This is a genomic window from Ferrovibrio sp. (assembly GCF_046297895.1).
Lineage (GTDB): Bacteria > Pseudomonadota > Alphaproteobacteria > Ferrovibrionales > Ferrovibrionaceae > Ferrovibrio.
This window is the reverse complement of record NZ_JBKBHC010000004.1, coordinates 259,082-279,359: the sequence shown is the minus strand read 5'-3', so window position 1 is coordinate 279,359 and position 20,278 is coordinate 259,082. Positions and strand designations below refer to the sequence as shown.

Below are 20,278 nucleotides of genomic sequence, written 5' to 3'. Positions count from 1 at the left end.
CCACAGGATATGGGCAGGCCGGGACCTTGCTGCGACGCAGCGGACGGCATTGCTGCCGCGCGCCGGCCTTGTCATAATTCGGCCATCCACGGGGGAGTCGACCATGCGCCACAGCCGTCCTTTCGCCATCCTTGCCACTGCCGCCCTCGCTCTGGCGGTCGCCACGTTCGGCACGGCCGTCCGGGCCCAGGACAAGGTGGTGAACATCTACAACTGGTCAGATTACATCGACCCGCAGGTGCTGAAGGATTTCGAGAAGGAGACCGGCATTCGCGTGCGCTACGACGTCTACGATTCCAACGACACGCTGGAATCCAAGCTGCTGGCCGGCAAGACCGGCTACGACATCGTGGTACCGACGCAATACTACATGGCCCGCCAGGTGCAGGCGAAGCTGCTGCGGCCGCTCGACAAGGCCAAGATCCCCAACCTGAAGAACCTCGACCCCGAACTGATGCAGCGGCTGGCGAAGTTCGACCCCGAGAACAGGCACGCCGCCATCTATCTGTGGGGCACCAGCGGCATCGGCCTGAACCCCGACAAGATCAAGCAGCGCCTGACCAACCCACCGGCCAATAGCCTGCGCATGCTGTTCGATCCGGCGGTGGTGTCGAAATTCGCCGATTGCGGCGTGGTGGTGCTGGATGCGCCGGACGAGCTGATGACGGCAGCGCTGAAATATCTCGGTCTCGATCCCAATGCCAAGGATGCCGATAGCATTGCCAAGGCCGAGGCGGCGCTGATGAAAGTGCGGCCCTATATCCGCAAGTTCCACTCCTCGCAGTACATCAACGATCTGGCGAATGGCGATGCCTGCCTGGCCTATGGCTTCTCGGGCGACATCCTGCAGGCCCGCACCCGCGCCGAAGAGGCCAAGAAAGGCGTGCGCGTGCAATACCTGCTGCCCAAGGAAGGTGCGCAGCAATGGTTCGACGTGATGGCGATCCCGGCCGACGCGCCGAACGTCGACAATGCCCATGCCTTCATCAACTACATCCTGCAGCCCAAGGTGATCGCGAAAATCACCAACGCCGTGCAGTATCCCAACGCCGTACCGGCCTCGCTGTCGCTGGTCTCCAAGGAGGCAATGGCCGACAAGGACGTGTTTCCCACCGCTGACATCATCAAGACGCTGTATACCGTGCAGCCCTTCAACCAGAGCGAACAGCGCCTGCTGACCCGTGCCTGGACCCGCGTGAAAGGTGGCAACTGAGATCATGGCGCTGCTGGAACTGCGCGGCGTCACCAAACAGTATGGTGGCGAAACGGCGGTCGATGGCATCGACCTGAATGTCGAGGCCGGAGAAATCCTCGTGCTGCTCGGCCCGTCGGGCTGCGGCAAGTCCACCCTTCTGCGCATGATCGCCGGCCTGGAACTGCCGGATGGCGGCAGCATCCTGCTGGACGGGCAGGACATCACGTCCCTGCCCGCCTACCGCCGGCCGGTGAACATGATGTTCCAGTCCTATGCCTTGTTCCCGCATCTCACCGTGCGCGACAACATCGCCTTCGGCCTGCGCCGCGAAGGCCTGCCGGCGGCCGAGATCGCTACACGCGTGGATGAAGCCATGGCGATGCTCGAGATCGGCGGCTTCGCCGCCCGCAAGCCCGACCAGTTGTCCGGCGGCCAGCAGCAGCGCGTGGCGCTGGCCCGCGCCCTGGTGAAACGGCCGCGCCTCCTGCTGCTGGATGAGCCGCTCGGCGCGCTCGACAAACGCCTGCGCCAGCAGACCCAAGCCGAGCTGCGCAGGCTGAACCGCCAGACCGGCATCGCCTTCGTCTTCGTCACCCACGACAACGACGAGGCGATGGCACTGGCCGACCGCATCGCCGTGATGCAGCATGGTCGCTTCCGTCAGATCGACGCGCCCCGCCGTATCTACGGCCGGCCGGTGGACCGTTTCGTCGCCAGCTTGATGTGCGACATCAACCTGTTCGATGCGGAAGTGCAGGCCGAAAGCGGCGACCTTGTGCTGGCAAAGGCCGGCGGCCTTGATCTGCGGTTTCCCGCCGATGCCACACCGCGCGCGGCCGGCGGCCGGCAGCTGCTTGGCCTGCGGCTGGAGCAGATCGAGATCTCGCGCGAACCCCTGCCCGCTGGACCCAATACCGCCTCTGGTGTCATCACCGATATCGAGTATATCGGCGACATGACCACCATCGCGGCGAAGCTGGCCGATGGCCGCATCCTCAAGGCCTCGCAGCTCAATGCCATCCACGAGCCGCTGCTGGAGCTGGACCAGACCGTCTGGCTGCAATGGGAAGCCGCCGCCGTGATTCCGCTGGCCGACTGAGATGACCCGGCGCGGTTTTGTCCTGATCGCCCTGCCGGCCCTGTGGACCGCCCTGCTGGTGGCCGTGCCGCTGCTGATGGTGCTGAAGATCAGCTTCGCCGAACCGCAGATGGCGCAGCCGCCCTATACGCCGCTGTTCGCCGATGGCGCACTGAGAATCCATTTCGGTAACTATGCCCTGCTGATGGCCGATGCCCTGTATCTGCGCGCCCTTGGCAACAGCCTGCTTTATGCCGGCATCGGCACCGCCTGCTGCCTGACGCTGGGCCTGGCCATCGCGCGGGCGGTGGAGCGCGCGGCGCCGCGCTGGCAGCCCTTCCTGCTGGTGATGATCATCCTGCCCTTCTGGACCTCCTTCCTGATCCGCGTCTATGCCTGGATCGCGCTGCTCAAACCCGAGGGCCTGATCAACGCGGCGCTGGTCTGGCTCGGCCTGATCGACGAGCCGCTGGTGATGATCAACACCGGCTTCGGCGTGGCCCTGGGCATGACCTATTCCTACCTGCCGTTCGCCATCCTGCCGATCTATGCCAGCCTGGTCGGCCAGTCGCCGAAACTGACCGAGGCCGCCGTCGACCTCGGCGCCTCGCCGCTGCAGGCCTTCTGGCTGGTCACGCTGCCGCTGGCGCGGCCGGGACTCATCGCAGCCGGCCTGATGGTGTTTATTCCCATGGTCGGTGAATTCGTCATCCCCGATCTGCTCGGCGGCTCGGCGACCATCATGCTTGGCCAGACCTTGTGGAGCGAGTTCTTCTCCAACCGCGACTGGACCATGGCCAGCGCGCTGGCGGTGCTGCTCACCCTGCTGCTGCTCGGGCCGGCCTTGTGGCTGCAGCGGCTGGAACTGGGGGGCCGCGCACGATGAGGCGCTTCAGCGGCATCAACCTCGCGGCGCTGGCCCTCGGCCTGGCTTTCCTCTACCTGCCGATCCTGCTGGTGGTGATCTTTTCCTTCAACGCCTCCAAGCTGGTCACGGTCTGGGGCGGCTTTTCGCTGCACTGGTACGGCGTGCTGTTTTCCAATCCGGCCTATCTGGAAGCCGCACTGCATTCCCTGCAGATCGCGGTCGTCGCCGCCACGCTGGCCACCCTGCTCGGCACGCTGGGCGCGCTGGCGCTCACCCGGCTCGGCCGCTTTCCCGCCCGTCAGGTTTTCGGCGGCCTGATGCTGGCGCCGATGGTGCTCCCCGAAGTGATCCTCGGCGTCTCCGCGCTGATGCTGTTCGTCGCCCTCAATCTCGAGCGCGGCCTGCTGACCGTAGCGCTGGCCCACGCCACATTCGGCACCGCCTTTGCGCTGGTGATCATCCAGTCGAAACTGGTCAGCCTCGATCCCAACCTGGAAGCCGCCGCGCGCGACCTGGGCGCCGGGCCGGTCTCGGCCTTCCTTCTGGTGACGGTGCCCAGCCTGCTGCCGGCCCTGGTGGCAAGCTGGCTGCTGGCCTTCACGCTGTCGCTGGATGACGTGGTGATCGCATCTTTCGTCAACGGCCCCGGCGCCACGACATTGCCGGTGCGGGTCTACAGCGCCGTGCGCCTGGGCGTCTCACCCGAGATCAACGCGATCTCGACCATCATGCTGGCGCTGGTTAGCCTCTGCGTCATCGCCGCCAGCCTGCTCTACAAGCGCAATCTTCCGAAACGCTGATCAGCGCGCCGCGTCGAAGCGCCGCCAGAATTCGGCTTCATCGGCCGGCAGGCCAAAACGCATCCACTGCGGCTGGCGCTCGAAAATGCGCACATGCACGCCCTGTTTCCGCAGCGACGCCGCCAGCTTCGCGGCTTCGGGCACCTTGGCCAGACGATACAGGCTGGTACCGCCCAGTACATGGATGCCGCGTTCGCGCAGGGCGAGATCGAAGCGCTGGGCGCGGGCGCGCAGCTCATCGCGCATCGCGGCCTGCCAGCCCGTATCGTTCAGCGCCGCAGCGCCAATCGTCAGCGCCGGGCCACTCACCGCCCATGGCCCGAGTGATGCACGCAGGGCTTCGGCCATTGCCGGCTGCGCCAGCACAAAACCCAGCCGCAGGCCGGCCAGGCCAAAGAACTTGCCGAACGAGCGCAGGATGATCAGGCCGGCCGCGCCGGCATCGCCAGCCAGGCTTGCCTCCGGCACCACATCCGCGAAGGCCTCGTCCACGACCAGCCAGCCACTCCTGGCCGCCAGTTCCTGCCGCCAGCGCTGCAGCAGATCGGGCCCCAGTGTGCGGCCATCGGGGTTGTTGGGATTCACCACGACCAGGATATCGGTCTCGGCCAGCGTGCTCGGCAGCCCATCCAGTTCGGTGACGCGATGGCCCAGCAGCCGCCAGGCATAGGCATGCTCGGCATAGGTGGGCCCGAGGATCGTCACCCGTGACGGAGCGAACAGTCGCGGCAGAATCTGGATCGCCGCCTGCGTGCCAGGCAAAGCGGCAATGCCGGCCTCGGCCGGGCAGCCATAGGCCTTGCGCGCCGCCGCCAGCAGGTCGTCCAGCGCGGCGGCAGCGGGCAACCGCCCCCAGTCCTCAGGCCCGAGCGGCGGCAGCGGATAGGCATACGGATTGATGCCGGTGCTGAGGTCCAGCCAGTCGCCCTCATAAGCACCGGGGGTGGCCTTCAGTGCACTGAGATCGCCGCCATGAACCAGCGGCATGTCCCCGGGGGCCGGTTGACGGGATGGCGAAGCCTCGCCCATGGTGGTGTTCTCTTTCATCGGCGGCGATCTTACGGTGTACCCGGTTGCGATCAACCTCTGGCTCCTCGTCATCGCGCTTGGGCTCGATGCCGCCTTCGGCTGGCCGGATGCGCTCTACCGCGCCATCCGCCACCCGGTGGTGTGGATCGGCGCGCTGATCGGCCTGCTCGACCGCAGCCTCAACCGCACGGCCTGGCGTGTCTGGCAGCGGCAGATGGCCGGTATCATTGCCCTGCTGATCCTGCTCGTCATCTGCGCCGGCACGGCCGCCGTGATCAGTGTATTCCTGCGCGCCCTGCCCTGGGGCTGGCTTATCGAGGGTCTGCTGGCCGCCAGCCTGATCGCCCAGCGCAGCCTTTACGATCATGTCGCCGCCGTGGCGCGCGGCCTGGAACAGGACGGCCTTTCCGGCGGCCGCAGGGCCGTAGCCATGATCGTCGGCCGCGACCCTGAGAGCCTGGATGAGGCCGGCGTCAGCCGCGCCGCCATCGAAAGCCTGGCCGAGAATTTTTCCGATGGCGTGGTGGCACCGGCCTTTTGGCTGGCCCTGTTCGGCCTGCCCGGCATCGTGCTCTACAAGGCAGCGAACACCGCCGACAGCATGATCGGCCACAGGAACGACAAATACCGCGCCTTCGGCTGGGCGGCGGCGCGGTTCGACGACCTGCTGAACCTGCCGGCCTCGCGGCTGTCCGCCCTGCTGCTGATCCTCGCCGCCATGATCACGCCGAAGGCTTCGCCCGCCGATGCCTTTGCCGCCGTCGAGCGCGATGCCGGACAGCACAAATCCCCCAATGCCGGCTGGCCCGAAGCGGCCATGGCCGGCGCACTCGGCCTGAAACTGGCCGGTCCGCGCCGCTATGGCGAGCGCTGGGTCGAGGACCACTGGATGGGACATGGCCGCGAAAATTCCAATGCGGCCGATATCCGCCGCGCGTTGCGGCTGTTTGTCGTGGCCTGCCTGCTGCTGTTCGGTGTGGCCGTGCTGGCGGTTATCGCGCTGCGCTGATCAGCGCATCCATATCAAGATGCCGTTCGACGGCGGTGGCCAATGCATCCAGGGCCGCCTCGACATCGGCCTCGTAATTGCCGGTCGCCACCGCGCGTCCGCTCAGCAACGTCAGATAGGCCGAGCGGAAGGCATCGGATGCAAACAGGCCATGCAGGTAGCAGCCCGCGATGCTGCCATCGGCCGAAACGGCGCCGTCGTGACGGTTGTCCAGCCGCAGCAACGGCCGCTCGGCATCGGCGCCGACCGTACGTCCCACATGCATCTCATAACCGCGCACGACCTCGCCGGTGAAGCGTTCAAAACCCTGTGCTTCGTGCAGGGCCTTGTCGCCGGTCAGTTCGGTTTCGACATCCAGCAGCCCCAGGCCCTCCACGGCCTCGGGCGGCCCTTCGATGCCCTGTGGATCGCTTATCACACGACCCAGCATCTGGTAGCCGCCACAGATACCCAGCACGCGGCGGCCGCGCCGCAGATGGCCGACAAGGTCGATATCCCAGCCCTGCTGGCGGAGGAATTTCAGGTCGGCGATGGTGGCCTTCGATCCGGGCAGGATCACCAGCGCAGCCTCGGCCGGCAGGGGCTTGCCGGCCGGCACAAAAACCAGCTTCACCCCCTGCTGCTGCCGCAGCGGATCGAAATCGTCGAAATTGGCGATATGAGCCAGGCGTGGCACGGCGATGACGATATCGCCATCGCTGGCGCCCGCATTGTCCAGCGCCATGCTGTCCTCGGCCGGCAGGCGCACCACCTCGGGCAGGTGCGGCAACACACCGAAACTGCGCCAGCCAGTACGCTGGGTAATGATCCTCAGGCCGTCGTCGAACAGGCTGACATCGCCACGGAACTTGTTGATCAGGAAACCGGCCACCTGCGCCGCCTCTTCCGGCTCCAGCAAGGCCGCCGTGCCGACCAGCGAGGCGATCACGCCGCCGCGGTCGATATCGCCCACCAGCACGACAGGAACACCGGCGCGAGTGGCAAAGCCCATATTGGCGATGTCGTTGGCGCGCAGGTTCACCTCGGCCGGCGAACCGGCGCCTTCCACCACGACGAAATCGGCGTCCTGTTTCAGTTTGCCGAAGCTCTCGGCGACGAAGGGCCACAGCTCGGCCTTCTTCGCCAGATAGCCGCGCGCATCGGTGCTGCCATGGATGCGGCCCTGCACCACGATCTGGCTGGTGCGATCGCCTTGCGGTTTCAGCAGGACGGGATTCATGTGCACGCTGGGCGCCACGCCGGCGGCGCGCGCCTGCAGGGCCTGGGCGCGGCCGATCTCGCCGCCATCGGCCGTGACGGCGGCATTGTTCGACATGTTCTGCGGCTTGAATGGCCGCACGCTGTGACCGCGCCTGACCAGCGCCCGGATCACGCCGGCACAGAGCACCGACTTGCCCACATCCGAGCCGGTGCCCTGGAACATGAGGGCGCGCGCGGTCATTTCAGAATCAGCGGCAATCCGGCCGCCATGAACACGACATGGTCGGCCCTCGCCGCGACAGCTTGGTTCAGGCGGCCCTGATGGTCGCGGAAATCACGCGCCAGCCTGTTGTCGGGCACGATGCCGAGCCCCACCTCGTTGGAGACCAGCAGCACGGGAAACCGCACGGCATCGAGTGCTGCCAGCAGGCCGGCCGTTTCCATTGCAATGTCGCGATTGGCATGCATCAGGTTGGAGAGCCACAGCGTCAGGCAGTCGACCAGCACCGCACCGGTATCGGCGGGCAGGGTCCGCAACGCCTCGGCAATGGCAATCGGCATCTCGACGTCATGCCAGCGGTCGCCGCGGCGCACCTTATGTTCGGCAATACGGGCTCGCATTTCGTCATCCCAGGCTTCCGCCGTGGCAATGTAGACCAACTGCCCGTCACGCTTCTGGGCCAACTCCTCGGCCAGCCGCGACTTGCCCGAACGCGCACCGCCGAGGATCAGGGTGATCTTCGCCTCGGCGCGCGCGGGAGACATTACGCCTTCCCCTTTTCGCGCAAGGTGACGAATTCCTCGGCCGCCGTTGGGTGAATGCCTACGGTGGCATCGAAATCGGCCTTGGTGGCCTTTGCCTTTATGGCGATGGCAATGCCCTGGATGATCTCGCCAGCCTCGTGGCCAACCATATGGGCGCCCACCACGCGGTCGGTCTTCGCATCCACCACCAGCTTCATCAGGATACGCTCATCGCGGCCCGACAGCGTCGCCTTCATCGGTCGGAATATGGTGCGATAGATATCCACCTCGCCATAGGCCTTGCGTGCGTCTTCCTCGCTCAGGCCCACCGTACCCACGCTGGGCTGGCTGAACACGGCGGCTGGCACATCGTTATGATCGGCCTTGCGCGGCTTGTTGCCGAACACGGTATCGGCGAAGGCATGGCCCTCACGGATCGCCACCGGCGTCAGGTTGATGCGGTTGGTCACATCGCCCACAGCGTAGATGTTCTCCACGCTGGAACGCGAATACTCGTCCACCACCACCGCGCCATCGGCATCGGTCTCCACGCCCACGGCTTCCAGGCCCAGGCCATCGGTGTTGGGCTTGCGGCCGGTGGCGGCCATCACGGCATCCACCTCCATCGAGCTGCCATCGGTGAGGTGCGCCAGCAGGCCGCCGGCCACCTTCTCGATCCGCGTGACATCGGTTTTGAGCTTCAGGTCAATGCCGCTTTTGACCAGTTCGCCGGCCAGATGGCTGCGGACATCGTGATCGAAGCCGCGCAGAATCTGCTCGCCGCGATAAAGCTGCGTCACCTTGGCGCCGAAACCGTTGAAGATGCCAGCGAACTCGCAGGCGATATAGCCGCCGCCGATCACGATGATCCGCTTCGGCATCTCCTTCAGATGAAACGCCTCATTGGAGGTGATCATCAGCTCGGCGCCGGGAATGGACGGCTTCACCGGGTGGCCGCCCGTGGCGATCAGGATCGTGCCGGCCGTGACGGGCTTGTCGTTGATCAGGACGGTATGGGCATCCTTCAGCGTGGCGCGACCGTCGAAGGTCTTCGCGCCGGCATTCTCGAACAGGCCGCGGTAGATTTTTTCCAGCCGGCCTATCTCTTTGTCTTTAGCCGCGATCATCGCCGTCCAGTCGAACCGGCTCTCGCCCACGCTCCAGCCGAAACCGGCAGCATCTTTGAAGGCGTGGGAAAATTCCGAACCGTAGACCAGCAGCTTCTTGGGCACGCAGCCGCGGATCACGCAGGTGCCGCCATAACGATATTCCTCTGCCACCGCGACACGGGCGCCATGGCTCGCCGCGATGCGACCGGCGCGTACACCGCCGGAGCCGCCACCGATCACAAACAGGTCGAAATCATACTGGCTCATGGGGGTCCGGTCCTTCCGCAGCATATTCCGCAGGCAATTCATGCCCACGACCGACGCTGGAGATCAAGGTCCGAACCTCAGGATAGCGGTGGGCTGTAGCAATGTGGTGCAGCCGCAGTGCCTCGACAAGCGCGCCACCCAGGCCCAGCAGGCGGTCGGCATGCTGGATCATGACGGTATTGGGCCAGGCCCGGGGCCGGATATCGGCCAGCGTGGCGAAAATATCGGTCTCGCGGCCCGGATTGCGCTGCGCCATCAGGCTGACGGCGGCGGCCGTGGAGCGCGACACCCCGGCAAAGCAATGCACCAGCAGGTGATCCACGCGATCGGCTGCCAGCCGTTCGCCCACCTCAAGTATGGCGGCCACGTCCCGCTCGCCCGGCAGGCTTCGGCCCTCGGCCGGCGTCACGATATCGTAGAAGCGGAACTCGTTGCGCCGCGCCGCCGGATGATGGGCGTAACCATCGGGTTGCGGCGTGCCGGGATCAAGGATGCCGAGAATATGCGTCACGTCGCCGGCAAACTGATGCAGCTCCGCCACGCCGCAGATGCTGAGACGGAACGGCAGCAGGCCACGCGCGACGACCGGACTCATTCACCAATCCTTTTCATTCAACCGTTACCGACTTGGCCAGGTTGCGCGGCTGGTCTACATCGGTGCCCTTCAGCACGGCGACGTGATAGGCCAGAAGCTGAACCGGAATGGCATAGAGGATCGGCGCCACGAAAGGCTCGACCTCGGGCAGAACCACGGTGGCGAAGGTGCGCTCGTCCACATGGGCCAGGCCGGCCTTGTCCGACATGAAGATCACCTTGCCGCCGCGCGCCATCACCTCCTGCATGTTAGAGATGGTCTTCTCGAACAGGCCATCGCTGGGGGCAATGACGATCACCGGCACCTGCTCGTCGATCAGCGCGATTGGGCCGTGCTTCAATTCGCCGGCGGCGTAGCCCTCGGCATGGATGTAGGAAATCTCCTTCAACTTCAGCGCACCCTCCAGCGCGAGCGGGAAGCACGGGCCGCGGCCGATATACAGAACATCGCGCGCATCCATGATCTGCTCGGCCAGGGCCTGCAGATCGTCGTCGTGGTTCAGCACCTCGGCGGCCCGGGCCGGCACCTCGATCAGCGCCCCCATCAGCCGCGCGGCTTCGTCTTGGCTCAGCGCCTTGCGTGCATGGGCCACGGCCAGGCTGAAGGCGGCCAGGGTAACGAGCTGGCAGGTGAATGCCTTGGTGGAGGCCACGCCGATTTCCGGTCCGGCCTTGGTTGGCAGCACGCCGTCGGCTTCGCGTGCCATACTGCTTTCCGGCACATTGACGATCGCCAGGGTGCGCCCGCCATTCTGCTTCACGTAGCGCAGAGCGGCGAGCGTATCGGCCGTCTCGCCTGACTGCGAGATGAAAATGGCCAAACCCTTGGGATCGACCGGTGCCTCGCGGTAACGGAACTCGGAGGCCACATCCACTTCCACGTTGATGCGGGCATAACGTTCCAGCCAGTATTTCGCCACCAGGCCGGAATAATACGAGGTGCCGCAGGCCACGATGGTGATCCGGCTGATTTGCGCCAGGTCGAGCCCGAGATCGGGCAGGTGCACCCAGCGGTCGGTCGGGCTCACCACGGTATTGATGGTATCGCCCATCACCGCTGGCTGCTCGTAGATCTCCTTCTGCATGTAGTGGCGGTAATTGCCCTTGCCGATCATGGCGCCGCTGATCGCAGTGGGACGCACTGCGCGCTGCACTGGTTTGTTGTCGGCATCGAAGAAACGCGCTGCGCCACGGCTCAACACGACCCAATCGCCTTCTTCCAGATAGGCGATCTTGTCGGTCAGCGGCGCCAGCGCCAGGGCATCGGAGCCCAGATACATCTCGCCATTGCCGAACCCGACCGCGAGCGGCGCGCCGCGGCGGGCGCCAATCAGCAGGTCATCCTTGCCGTGGAACAGGATGCCCAGCGCAAAAGCGCCGCGCAGTCGGCCGAGCGCCGTTTTCACCGCTGTTTCGGGATCCATGCCCTCGACGAGATACTGGTCGATCAGTCGGAGCGCCACCTCGGTATCGGTCTGGCTCTGGAAAACCTGCCCTTTGGCAATCAGTTCCTCGGCCAGTTCGCGGTAATTCTCGATAATGCCGTTATGCACGAGCGCCACGCGCTCGGTCGCATGCGGATGGGCGTTGGCCTCGTTCGGTGCGCCATGCGTGGCCCAGCGGGTATGGGCGATGCCGATCAGGCCCTGCAGCGGCAGCTCGGCCAGCCGGCCTTCCAGATTGACGATCTTGCCTTCGGCGCGGCGGCGCTCGATCACGCCCTTCCCGCTCAGCGTGGCGACACCGGCGGAATCATAGCCACGATATTCCAGCCGCTTCAGGCCGTCGATCAGCAGGGGGACGACATTCCGCGTGCCGACGACGCCGACAATTCCGCACATACGCGCTGCTCCTATTTCTTCGTCTTGCGCGCCGCCTTCAGGGCGCGGAACTTCGCTGCAAAGCCGGGCTTGTCGTCCTGACGGCCGCGCGCTACGGCCAGGGCATCGGCCGGTACGTCGCGCGTGACCACGCTGCCGGCTGCCACCATGGCGCCGGCGCCGATCTTCACCGGCGCCACAAGGGCCGAATTCGAGCCAATGAAGGCGCCCGCGCCGATATCTGTGTGATACTTGTCGAAGCCATCGTAATTGCAGGTGATGGTGCCGGCGCCGACATTGGCCTTGGCGCCCACGCGGGCATCGCCGATATAGGTCAGATGATTGACCTTGGCGCCCTTCTCCACGCGGGCATTCTTGATCTCGACGAAATTGCCGATATGAGCCTGCTCGTCGATGCGGGCACCGGGCCGCAGCCGGGCGAACGGTCCGATGGTGGCGCCCGGCGCGATGCTGGCGCCCTCGATATGGCTGTGACTGCGGATCACCACGTCGTCAGCAACACTGACGCCAGGGCCAAACACCACGAAGGGTTCGATCACTACATCGCGGCCGAGTCTGGTATCGCTGCGCAGATATACCGTTTCCGGTGCCGTCATGGTCACGCCGCTGGCCATGGCCGCGGCGCGCAGGCGTTGCTGCATCGCCGCCTCCGCCATGCTCAGCTCGGCCCGGGTGTTGATACCCATCACCTCGACCGGATCGGCCTCCACCACGCGGCAGGTCCAGCCCTGCGCATTGGCATGCTCCACCACGTCGGTCAGCAGGTATTCGCCCTGCGCGTTTTTGTTGCTCAACTTTTTCAGCAGCACGGGCAGCCGCGCGCCGTCCAGCGCCATCAGGCCACCATTGCATAGCCGCACGACCCGCTCCTCGGCCGAGGCATTCTTGTATTCGACGATCTTCTGCAACTGGCCCTTCGCATCGGTGATCAGGCGACCATAGGCAGCCGGATCGGCCGGGCGGAATCCGACGATCACGGCGGCCGGATCACTTTTATGCCGGCGGGCCGCCACCAGGTTTTTCAGCAGACCCGGCGTGAGCAGCGGCGTGTCGCCGAACACCACCAGCACATCGCCGCTGAACCCCTTCAGCGCCGGCAGGGCGGCTATCACTGCATGGCCCGTGCCCTGCGCCGGATGCTGCACGACAGTCTGCGCGGGCCTGGCGGCGTCCATCACGGCGGTCTGGTCCTTGCCGGTCACGACAATGACCCGTTCAGGCTTCAGGCTCGCGGCGACATCCAGTACATGATGCAGCATCGCCCGGCCGGCCACCGGATGCAGCACCTTGGGCAGGCGCGATTTCATCCGCGTGCCCTGGCCGGCAGCCAGGACCACGACCGCCACGCTCCGTTTTCCCGTCTTTCGCTTTGCTGGAGGGCGTTTCGCCATCAACCTGTTCCGTGTACAAAAATCGCGATTCGCCGCATTCGGCGCGGCGGGACTGTGTCATAGCCGCCCAGGGCAACGGAAATCAAATGCTCTTTCCGTCTGTTTCAGGGTCTTTCTAAATGTAACACCATGACTCGTAAGGCAATTCTGTTCGATCTCGACGGCACGCTGGTTGATACGGCGCCCGATCTTGCGGCGGCGACAGATCATGCGTTGACCCGTGCCGGGCGGCCCGCCCTCGGGCTGGAAGCCGTGCGCAGCATGGTGGGGGACGGCGCCCGCGCCCTGCTGGAAAAGGGTTTCAAGGCCAGCGGCGGCATGCCGGGACCCGAGCAGTTTGAGAACGCGTTCACGGATTTCATGGTCTATTACGGCCGCCATCTGGCCGATACCAGCCGCCCCTTTCCCGGCGCGCTGACCTGCCTGGCTTCTCTGGCCGAGCAGGATTACGCACTGGCCGTCTGCACCAACAAGCCCGAGGGCCTCAGCCGCAGCCTGCTGGGCCAGCTCGGTATGCTCGACCTGTTTGGCGCCGTGGTTGGCGGCGACACCCTGGCCATGCGCAAGCCCGATCCCGGCCATATCCACGGCACCGTCGCGGCATTGAACGCGCGTTTGGGCATTGCCCATGGCTGGGCCGCCATGGTGGGCGATTCCGCCAACGACGTGAATGCAGCCAAGGCCGCCGGCCTGCCCTGCGTGGTGGTCAGCTTCGGCTATACGCAGATTCCGCCCCATGAACTGGGCGGCGACCGCCTGATCGACCATTTCGCCGACCTGCCCGAGGCCATCGCCGCGCTCGGAGGCTGAGGCGACCTATTCGGCGTCAGGCTGCTTGTCCGGGGCTGCTTTGGCGAAGGCCTCCAACTGGCGGCACTCGCCATCGATGCGCACCAGTGTCGGATAGGCCGAAAGGTCGCAGTTGAAGCGGCGGGCATTGGCGACCTGCGGCACCAGGCAGATGTCGGCCATGGTGGGGCTGTCGCCGTGGCAGAAACGGCCGGTGGCCGGGCTGCCGCTCAGCATCTTTTCCACCGCCTGAAAGCCGTTTTCGATCCAGTGCTGGTACCATTGGTCCTTCTTGTCCTCCGGCAGTCCCATCTCCTTGACCAGGTAGCGCAGCACGCGAAGGTTGTTCAGCGGGTGGATGTCGCAGGCAATGGCCAGCGCCAGGGCCCTTACGCGGGCCCGCTCCTTGGGATCGGCGGGCAGGAAGGCCGGCTCGGGATGGGTTTCGTCCAGGTATTCCATGATGGCCAGCGACTGGGTCAGCAGCGTTCCGCCATCGACCAGGGCGGGAACCTGCTTCTGGGGATTCAGGCGGGCAAAGTCATCCGACAACTGGTCGTTCTTCTGGAGGTGGATGAAGCTGTTGTCATAGGCGAGCCCCTTCAGATTCAGCGCGATCCGCACCCGGTAGGCGGCCGAGGACCGGAAATACCCATAAAGCAGCATGTAAAACCCTCCCGGAAAGGGCCGGATCGTAGCGCAATACCGTTGTGTTACAAAGCCTTCGAGGGAAATAGGACCAATGGAAGGGTTGCCCCGGCGCCGTCCCGCGCTCTATTGTCTGCCCGCCCATCGGCCCCCATCTGACCGGTGCGGCCAAAAAGACCGCGCGTAGGCAGGGTAGCGCAGAACATGCAGTTGACGATCAATGGCGAAGCCCGCGAGATGGGCGGTGCAGCAACGGTGGCGGAGCTACTGTCCGCCCTGTCGCTCGACGCCCGCAAGATTGCCATCGAACTCAATCGGGAAATCGTGCCGCGTTCGGCCTATGCCGAGACCGCGCTCAACGACGGCGACAAAATCGAGATCGTGCATTTCATTGGCGGCGGCAACGCGCCCATGAAGCCCGCCGAGGACGATTATTTCGAGGTTGCCGGCAAGCGCTTCCGCTCACGCCTGCTGGTCGGCACCGGCAAGTACAAGGATTTCGAGCAGACTAGGCTCGCCATCGAGGCCTCGGGCGCCGAGATCGTCACCGTCGCCGTGCGCCGCGTGAACGTCACTGATCCGAACCAGCCGATGCTGGTCGATTACGTCGATCCCAGGAAGTACACCTACCTGCCCAACACCGCCGGCTGCTACACCGCCGACGATGCGGTGCGCACGCTGCGCCTAGCCCGCGAGGCCGGTGGCTGGAAGCTGGTGAAGCTGGAAGTGCTGGGCGACCAGAAGACGCTCTATCCCGACATGGAAGCCACGCTGGAAGCGACCAAGCTGCTGGTGAAGGACGGATTCGACGTCATGGTCTACTGCGCCGACGATCCGATCGCGGCAAAGAAGCTGGAAGACCTGGGCGCTTGCGCGATCATGCCGCTGGCGGCGCCGATCGGCTCGGGCCTTGGCATCCAGAACCCAGTGAACATCCGCATCATCATCGAGAATGCCAAAGTGCCGGTGCTGGTCGATGCCGGCGTCGGCACCGCCTCGGATGCCGCCATCGCCATGGAACTGGGCTGCGACGGCGTGCTGATGAATACCGCCATCGCCGAAGCGAAAGATCCGATCCGCATGGCCCGGGCCATGAAGCTGGCGATCGAGGCCGGCCGACTGGCCTATCTGGCCGGTCGCATGCCCAAGAAGCGCTATGCCGATCCTTCCTCGCCGCTTGCCGGCCTGATCTGAACCGGCACACGAGGCTCCTGTGGATATCGATATTTACGGTCTGATCGAACAGTATCGCGAGTGGTTCTACATCATCACCTTCGTCTGGACGTTCCTGGAAGGTGAGACCTTCGTGATCTTCGCCGGAGCGGCCGCAAGCCAGGGCATGTTGCATATGTACTGGCTGATCGCGGCTGCCTGGCTAGGCAGCTTTTCCGGCGACCAGCTCTATTTCTGGATCGGCCGGAAATACGGCCACCGTCTGCTCAAGCGATTCCCCAAGCTGCAGGGCGGCGTCAACGTGGCGCTCGACATGCTGCACAAATACCACATCGGCTTCATCCTCAGCTTCCGCTTCATCTACGGCGTGCGCAACTTCTCGTCTCTGGCGATGGGCATGAGCATGATCTCCTGGCCGCGCTTTGCCGTGCTCAACTTCATCGCCGCCGGCCTGTGGGCGAATGCCTTCTCCTGGGCCGGCTATCTGCTGGGCGTCGCCTTCGAGGCGGTGTTGGGCGACATCGCCAAGGATTTCGGCCTGATCATGCTGGCCATCTTCGCCGTGGTCGGCGTGGTGCTGTTCCTGGTGCACCGTCGCGGCAAGGCGCGCTTCGAAGCGCAGATCGCCGCCCAGCAGGCCAAGCAGGTGGTGCCCCCGGCTTCGGAATGACTGCGGCCTAGCGTTCGGTGGCTAGCACGTCCATCTTGCCATTCAGCTTGTCGATGATGCGGTCGAGCTGGGCCGCTTCATCGACAGTCAGGACCGTCAGCAGCTCGCGCTCAAAGCCCAGCGCCAGCGGCGCGATTTCGGCATAAACGCCTTGCCCCTTGCCTGACAGCGTCAGCCGCGACTTGCGCTTGTCGCCATCGTCTCGCTCCCGATCCAGCAGGCCCTTGGATTCCAACGCCGCCACGGCGCGGCTGACTGTCACCTTGTCCATGGCCGAGCGTTCCGCCACCTGGTTGGCACTCAGGCCGGCATAACGGCCGAGGATCGCAATCACCCGCCATTCTGGAATGCCGATGCCGAACCGGTCGGCGTAATGCCGCGACAGCGCGCCGCTGACCCGGTTGGTCAGCACCGAGAGCCGGTAAGGCAGGAACCGCTCCAGTGCCAGCGGCGCTTTGGCCATTTTGGTCTCTCCCATGGCGATGTTCGGCCTTGAATATAGTTTCAAATGTAACTATTATGCGACTCAATCGCAATTCCTTTTGGGAGGATAATCCCCATGGCCGATCTGTTCGACAACCCGATGGGCACCGATGGCTTTGAATTCATCGAATACGCCGCGCCCGAACCCGAGAAGCTGGCTGCGCTGTTCGAGCGCATGGGCTTCGTCGCCGTGGCCAGGCACCGCTCCAAGAACGTGACGCTTTTCCGCCAGGGAGACGTCAATTTCATCCTCAATGCCGAGCCGGCCAGCTTCGCCCAGAGCTTCGCCCGCATCCACGGCCCGTCGATCTGCGCCATGGCCTTCCGCGTGAAGGATGCCGCCAAGGCCTACAAGCGCGCCACCGAGCTGGGCGCCTGGGGTGTCGAGGCCCAGCCCGGCCCGATGGAGTTGAATATCCCCGCCATCAAGGGCATCGGCGACAGCCTGATCTACCTGGTCGACCGCTATGGCGAACGTGGCACCATCTACGATGTCGACTTCGTGCCCCTGCCCGGCGTGGACCGCAATCCGAAGGGTGTTGGCCTCACCTATGTCGACCACCTGACCCACAACGTGCATCGCGGCCGCATGAACGAATGGGCGGAATTCTATGAGCGCCTCTTCAATTTCCGAGAGATCAAGTATTTCGACATCGAAGGCCAGCTCACCGGCCTGAAATCCAAGGCGATGACCAGCCCCTGCGGCAAGATCCGCATTCCCATCAACGAAAGCTCTGACGACAAGTCGCAGATCGTCGAATACCTGAATGCCTATCATGGCGAGGGCATCCAGCATGTGGCGCTGGGTACCGACGACATCTACACGACCGTCAGCACCATGCGCGGCCGCGACGTGCCGTTCCAGTCCACGCTGGACACCTATTACGACCAGGTCGAGGGCCGCGTGCCGGGTCATGGCGAGAATCTCGCCCGCCTGAAGGAGTTGCAGATCCTGATCGACGGCGCGCCGACCCAGAACCAGGGCCTGCTGCTGCAAATCTTTACCGATACCGTGATCGGGCCGATCTTCTTCGAGATCATCCAGCGTAAAGGCAACGAGGGCTTCGGCGAGGGCAACTTCAAGGCCCTGTTCGAGTCCATCGAACTAGACCAGATTCGGCGCGGCGTGCTGAAAGCCAATTAATCAGACAGAAGAGTCAGGAGGAAACGCCCCATGGCCAAGACCTGGATACCCATGACCCACAGCGAGGGCCAGTCCGCGCGGCAGGCCCATGTCGCCCTGCCCCAGGGCACCTTCGAGCGCGAGATGGGCAAGGAAGGCTTCTTCGGCCCCGCCGCCCATCTCTATCACCAGAACCCGCCCACCGGCTGGATCGACTGGGAAGGCCCGCTGAAGCCGCGCGCCTTCGACACGGCGAAGTTCGCCGATGCGGTCGACTGCCCGTGGAAGGCTAAGCTGCTCATGGGCAATGCCCATGTGAAATACCGCCACCTGCTGATCGCCCAGGCGATGGATCACCTGGTGCGCAACGGCGATGGCGACGAGTTGCTGTTCGTGCATGCGGGCAGCGGCGCGCTGTTCTGCGACTTCGGCCATATGGAGTATGGTGAAGGCGATTACATCATGCTGCCGCGCGGCACCATGTGGCGCCTGGAGCCTGCCTCGCCAAGCAAGATCCTGATGATCGAGGCCACCAACGACAGCTATCGCCTGCCCGACAAGGGCCTGCTGGGACCGCATGCGATCTTCGATCCCGGCGTGCTGCAGATTCCGCGCATCGACGATCCCTTCCGCGCCCAGCAGAAGAATGGCCCGGCTTCGGGCGGCAGCAACTGGCGCGTGGTGATCAAGCGCCGCGACCAGATCTCCACCGTAACGTACCCCTTCAACCCGCTCGACGTGGTGGGCTGGAAGGGCGACCTGACCGCGGTGAAGCTGAACTGGCGCGACATCCGGCCGCTGATGAGCCACCGCTATCACCTGCCGCCGAGCGCGCACACCACCTTCCTCGCCTCGCGCTTTGTGGTCTGCACCTTCGTGCCGCGCCCGATCGAATCCGATCCCGAAGCCCTGAAGGTGCCGTTCTTCCACAACAACGACGATTACGACGAGGTGATCTTCTATCACCAGGGTCAGTTCTTCAGCCGCGACAATATCCATCCCGGCATGATCACCGTGCATCCCTGCGGCTTCCCCCATGGCCCGCATCCCAAGGCCTTTGCGGCCGGCGCGAAGGCGGCCCGCAAGGAAACCGACGAAGTGGCGGTGATGCTGGATACCCGGGACGCGCTCGATATCGCGCCGGCGGCCGAGAGCGTCGAGTTCAAGGGCTATGTCGGTACCTGGAACCCTGAAGGCTTCAAGCAGGCCGCCGAGTAAGCACAACCAAGTCTAGGGAGTAATTTGCGATGAAACTCGCCTCGCTGCGGCATGGCCGCGACGGACGTCTCTGCGTGGTCAGCCGCGACCTGGCCCGCATGCTGCCAGTCGACCAGCTCTGCCCCACCCTGCAGATGGCGCTTGATTCCTGGGCCGTGATGGCACCGAAGCTGCAGGCCGTGTACGATGCCCTGAACAAGGGCGAAGCGGCCGGTGCGCTTCCCTTTGACGCCGGCAAGCTGGCCTCGCCGCTGCCGCGCGCCTATCAGTGGTGCGACGGCTCGGCCTATCTCAACCACGTCGAACTGGTGCGCAGGGCGCGCGGCGCCCAGATGCCGCCGGAATTCCTCCACGATCCGCTGATGTATCAGGGCGGCTCGGACGATTTCCTGCCGCCCACCGCCGACATCCCCGTGGCCGACGAGGCCTATGGCATCGATTTCGAGGGCGAGGTGGCTGCGATCACCGGCGACGTGGCTATGGGCTCCTCGTCAGCCCAGGCGGCGGCTCAGATCCGCCTGCTGATGCTGGTGAACGATGTCAGCTTACGCAACCTGATCCCGGCCGAGCTGGCCAAGGGCTTCGGCTTCTTCCATGGCAAACCCTCTACCGCCTTCTCGCCGGTTGCTGTCACGCCCGACGAACTGGGCGACGCCTGGAAGGATTCGAAGGTCTGCCGGCCGCTGGTGACTCATCTGAATGGCAAAAAGTTCGGCGAACCCGATGCCGGCGCCGACATGCAGTTCAGCCTGGCCGATCTGGTCGCCCATGCGGCCAAGACGCGCAACCTGAAGGCCGGCTGCATCGTCGGCTCGGGCACCGTGTCGAACCGAGATGCCAGCAAGGGCTTCTCCTGTCTGGCCGAAATCCGCATGATCGAGACGATCAACGAGGGCAAGCCAAAGACGCCGTTCATGAAGTTCGGCGACCATGTGCGCATCGAGATGTTCGATGCCGCCGGCAAGTCAATCTTCGGCGCCATCGACCAGAAGATCGTGAAATACACAGGCCCGTGACCGCCGTCACGTTGACACTCCTCCCCCTCCCGT

General features: G+C 64.8%; 20 protein-coding genes. 11 read left to right on the top strand and 9 right to left on the bottom strand.

The window, feature by feature from the left end:
• The first annotated feature begins 103 nt into the window (after positions 1 to 103).
• Genes ACK4FK_RS08480 through ACK4FK_RS08465 form a run of 4 tightly spaced genes read left to right on the top strand, consistent with a single transcriptional unit; the run spans position 104 to position 3,941 of the window.
• Positions 104 to 1,213 carry a polyamine ABC transporter substrate-binding protein gene (locus tag ACK4FK_RS08480; protein ID WP_409743870.1) on the top strand — a complete coding sequence of 370 codons (1,110 nt, stop codon included), beginning with the start codon at positions 104 to 106 and terminating at the stop codon, positions 1,211 to 1,213.
• Entirely contained in the window at positions 1,203 to 2,294 is a 1,092-nt protein-coding gene (locus tag ACK4FK_RS08475; protein ID WP_409743867.1) for an ABC transporter ATP-binding protein, read from the top strand. The genes ACK4FK_RS08480 and ACK4FK_RS08475 overlap by 11 nt, the downstream gene beginning before the upstream one ends.
• 1 nt (position 2,295) lies before the next feature.
• Complete coding sequence (locus ACK4FK_RS08470) at positions 2,296 to 3,159, top strand: ABC transporter permease (protein ID WP_409743864.1); 864 nt, start codon at positions 2,296 to 2,298, stop codon at positions 3,157 to 3,159.
• Positions 3,156 to 3,941, top strand: a complete 786-nt coding sequence (locus ACK4FK_RS08465; RefSeq protein ID WP_409743861.1) for an ABC transporter permease — start codon at positions 3,156 to 3,158, stop codon at positions 3,939 to 3,941. The genes ACK4FK_RS08470 and ACK4FK_RS08465 overlap by 4 nt, the downstream gene beginning before the upstream one ends.
• Here the strand turns inward: ACK4FK_RS08465 and cobD are convergent, their stop codons facing one another.
• A complete protein-coding gene (gene cobD / locus ACK4FK_RS08460; RefSeq protein WP_409743858.1) occupies positions 3,942 to 4,988 on the bottom strand; it encodes a threonine-phosphate decarboxylase CobD in 1,047 nt (348 codons plus the stop codon).
• On the opposite strand from cobD, the gene cbiB reads away from it, so the two are divergent.
• Positions 4,969 to 5,979 carry an adenosylcobinamide-phosphate synthase CbiB gene (gene cbiB / locus ACK4FK_RS08455; protein WP_409743855.1) on the top strand — a complete coding sequence of 337 codons (1,011 nt, stop codon included), beginning with the start codon at positions 4,969 to 4,971 and terminating at the stop codon, positions 5,977 to 5,979. The genes cobD and cbiB overlap by 20 nt on opposite strands.
• Here the strand turns inward: cbiB and ACK4FK_RS08450 are convergent.
• From ACK4FK_RS08450 to glmU, 6 genes are read right to left on the bottom strand one after another with little or no spacing between them, the layout of a single operon-like run.
• Entirely contained in the window at positions 5,963 to 7,420 is a 1,458-nt protein-coding gene (locus tag ACK4FK_RS08450) for a cobyric acid synthase (protein ID WP_409743852.1), read from the bottom strand. The genes cbiB and ACK4FK_RS08450 overlap by 17 nt on opposite strands.
• Positions 7,417 to 7,944, bottom strand: a complete 528-nt coding sequence (cobU, locus tag ACK4FK_RS08445; protein ID WP_409743849.1) for a bifunctional adenosylcobinamide kinase/adenosylcobinamide-phosphate guanylyltransferase — start codon at positions 7,942 to 7,944, stop codon at positions 7,417 to 7,419. Before cobU ends, ACK4FK_RS08450 begins: the two co-directional genes overlap by 4 nt.
• Positions 7,944 to 9,299 carry a glutathione-disulfide reductase gene (gor, locus tag ACK4FK_RS08440; protein ID WP_409743847.1) on the bottom strand — a complete coding sequence of 452 codons (1,356 nt, stop codon included), beginning with the start codon at positions 9,297 to 9,299 and terminating at the stop codon, positions 7,944 to 7,946. Before gor ends, cobU begins: the two co-directional genes overlap by 1 nt.
• Positions 9,286 to 9,894: a tyrosine phosphatase family protein gene (locus tag ACK4FK_RS08435; protein WP_409743844.1), complete on the bottom strand. Its 609-nt coding sequence runs from the start codon at positions 9,892 to 9,894 to the stop codon at positions 9,286 to 9,288. The genes gor and ACK4FK_RS08435 overlap by 14 nt, the downstream gene beginning before the upstream one ends.
• 13 nt (positions 9,895 to 9,907) lie before the next feature.
• Entirely contained in the window at positions 9,908 to 11,734 is a 1,827-nt protein-coding gene (glmS, locus tag ACK4FK_RS08430) for a glutamine--fructose-6-phosphate transaminase (isomerizing) (protein ID WP_409743841.1), read from the bottom strand.
• An 11-nt stretch (positions 11,735 to 11,745) separates the two neighbouring features.
• Positions 11,746 to 13,125, bottom strand: a complete 1,380-nt coding sequence (glmU, locus tag ACK4FK_RS08425) for a bifunctional UDP-N-acetylglucosamine diphosphorylase/glucosamine-1-phosphate N-acetyltransferase GlmU (RefSeq protein ID WP_409743838.1) — start codon at positions 13,123 to 13,125, stop codon at positions 11,746 to 11,748.
• Between the two features lie 129 nt (positions 13,126 to 13,254).
• On the opposite strand from glmU, the gene gph reads away from it, so the two are divergent.
• Positions 13,255 to 13,935: a phosphoglycolate phosphatase gene (gene gph / locus ACK4FK_RS08420; protein ID WP_409743835.1), complete on the top strand. Its 681-nt coding sequence runs from the start codon at positions 13,255 to 13,257 to the stop codon at positions 13,933 to 13,935.
• Positions 13,936 to 13,941: 6 nt separating this feature from the next.
• Here gph and maiA read toward each other — a convergent pair whose 3' ends face one another.
• Positions 13,942 to 14,580: a maleylacetoacetate isomerase gene (gene maiA, locus ACK4FK_RS08415; RefSeq protein WP_409743832.1), complete on the bottom strand. Its 639-nt coding sequence runs from the start codon at positions 14,578 to 14,580 to the stop codon at positions 13,942 to 13,944.
• 186 nt (positions 14,581 to 14,766) lie between these two features.
• On the opposite strand from maiA, the gene thiS reads away from it, so the two are divergent.
• A complete protein-coding gene (gene thiS, locus ACK4FK_RS08410) occupies positions 14,767 to 15,756 on the top strand; it encodes a sulfur carrier protein ThiS (protein ID WP_409743828.1) in 990 nt (329 codons plus the stop codon).
• A gap of 19 nt (positions 15,757 to 15,775) precedes the next feature.
• Positions 15,776 to 16,405 carry a DedA family protein gene (locus ACK4FK_RS08405; protein ID WP_409743825.1) on the top strand — a complete coding sequence of 210 codons (630 nt, stop codon included), beginning with the start codon at positions 15,776 to 15,778 and terminating at the stop codon, positions 16,403 to 16,405.
• 7 nt (positions 16,406 to 16,412) lie between these two features.
• On the opposite strand, the gene ACK4FK_RS08400 is transcribed toward ACK4FK_RS08405, so the two are convergent.
• Positions 16,413 to 16,868 carry a MarR family winged helix-turn-helix transcriptional regulator gene (locus ACK4FK_RS08400; protein WP_409743822.1) on the bottom strand — a complete coding sequence of 152 codons (456 nt, stop codon included), beginning with the start codon at positions 16,866 to 16,868 and terminating at the stop codon, positions 16,413 to 16,415.
• 96 nt (positions 16,869 to 16,964) lie between these two features.
• Here ACK4FK_RS08400 and hppD point away from each other — a divergent pair, with 96 nt between their 5' ends.
• From hppD to ACK4FK_RS08385, 3 genes are read left to right on the top strand one after another with little or no spacing between them, the layout of a single operon-like run.
• Positions 16,965 to 18,032, top strand: coding sequence for a 4-hydroxyphenylpyruvate dioxygenase (hppD, locus tag ACK4FK_RS08395; protein WP_409743819.1), 1,068 nt, complete (start codon positions 16,965 to 16,967; stop codon positions 18,030 to 18,032).
• Between the two features lie 30 nt (positions 18,033 to 18,062).
• A complete protein-coding gene (locus ACK4FK_RS08390; protein ID WP_409743816.1) occupies positions 18,063 to 19,229 on the top strand; it encodes a homogentisate 1,2-dioxygenase in 1,167 nt (388 codons plus the stop codon).
• A gap of 29 nt (positions 19,230 to 19,258) precedes the next feature.
• Positions 19,259 to 20,245 carry a fumarylacetoacetate hydrolase family protein gene (locus ACK4FK_RS08385; protein WP_409743813.1) on the top strand — a complete coding sequence of 329 codons (987 nt, stop codon included), beginning with the start codon at positions 19,259 to 19,261 and terminating at the stop codon, positions 20,243 to 20,245.
• The last annotated feature ends 33 nt before the right edge of the window (positions 20,246 to 20,278 follow it).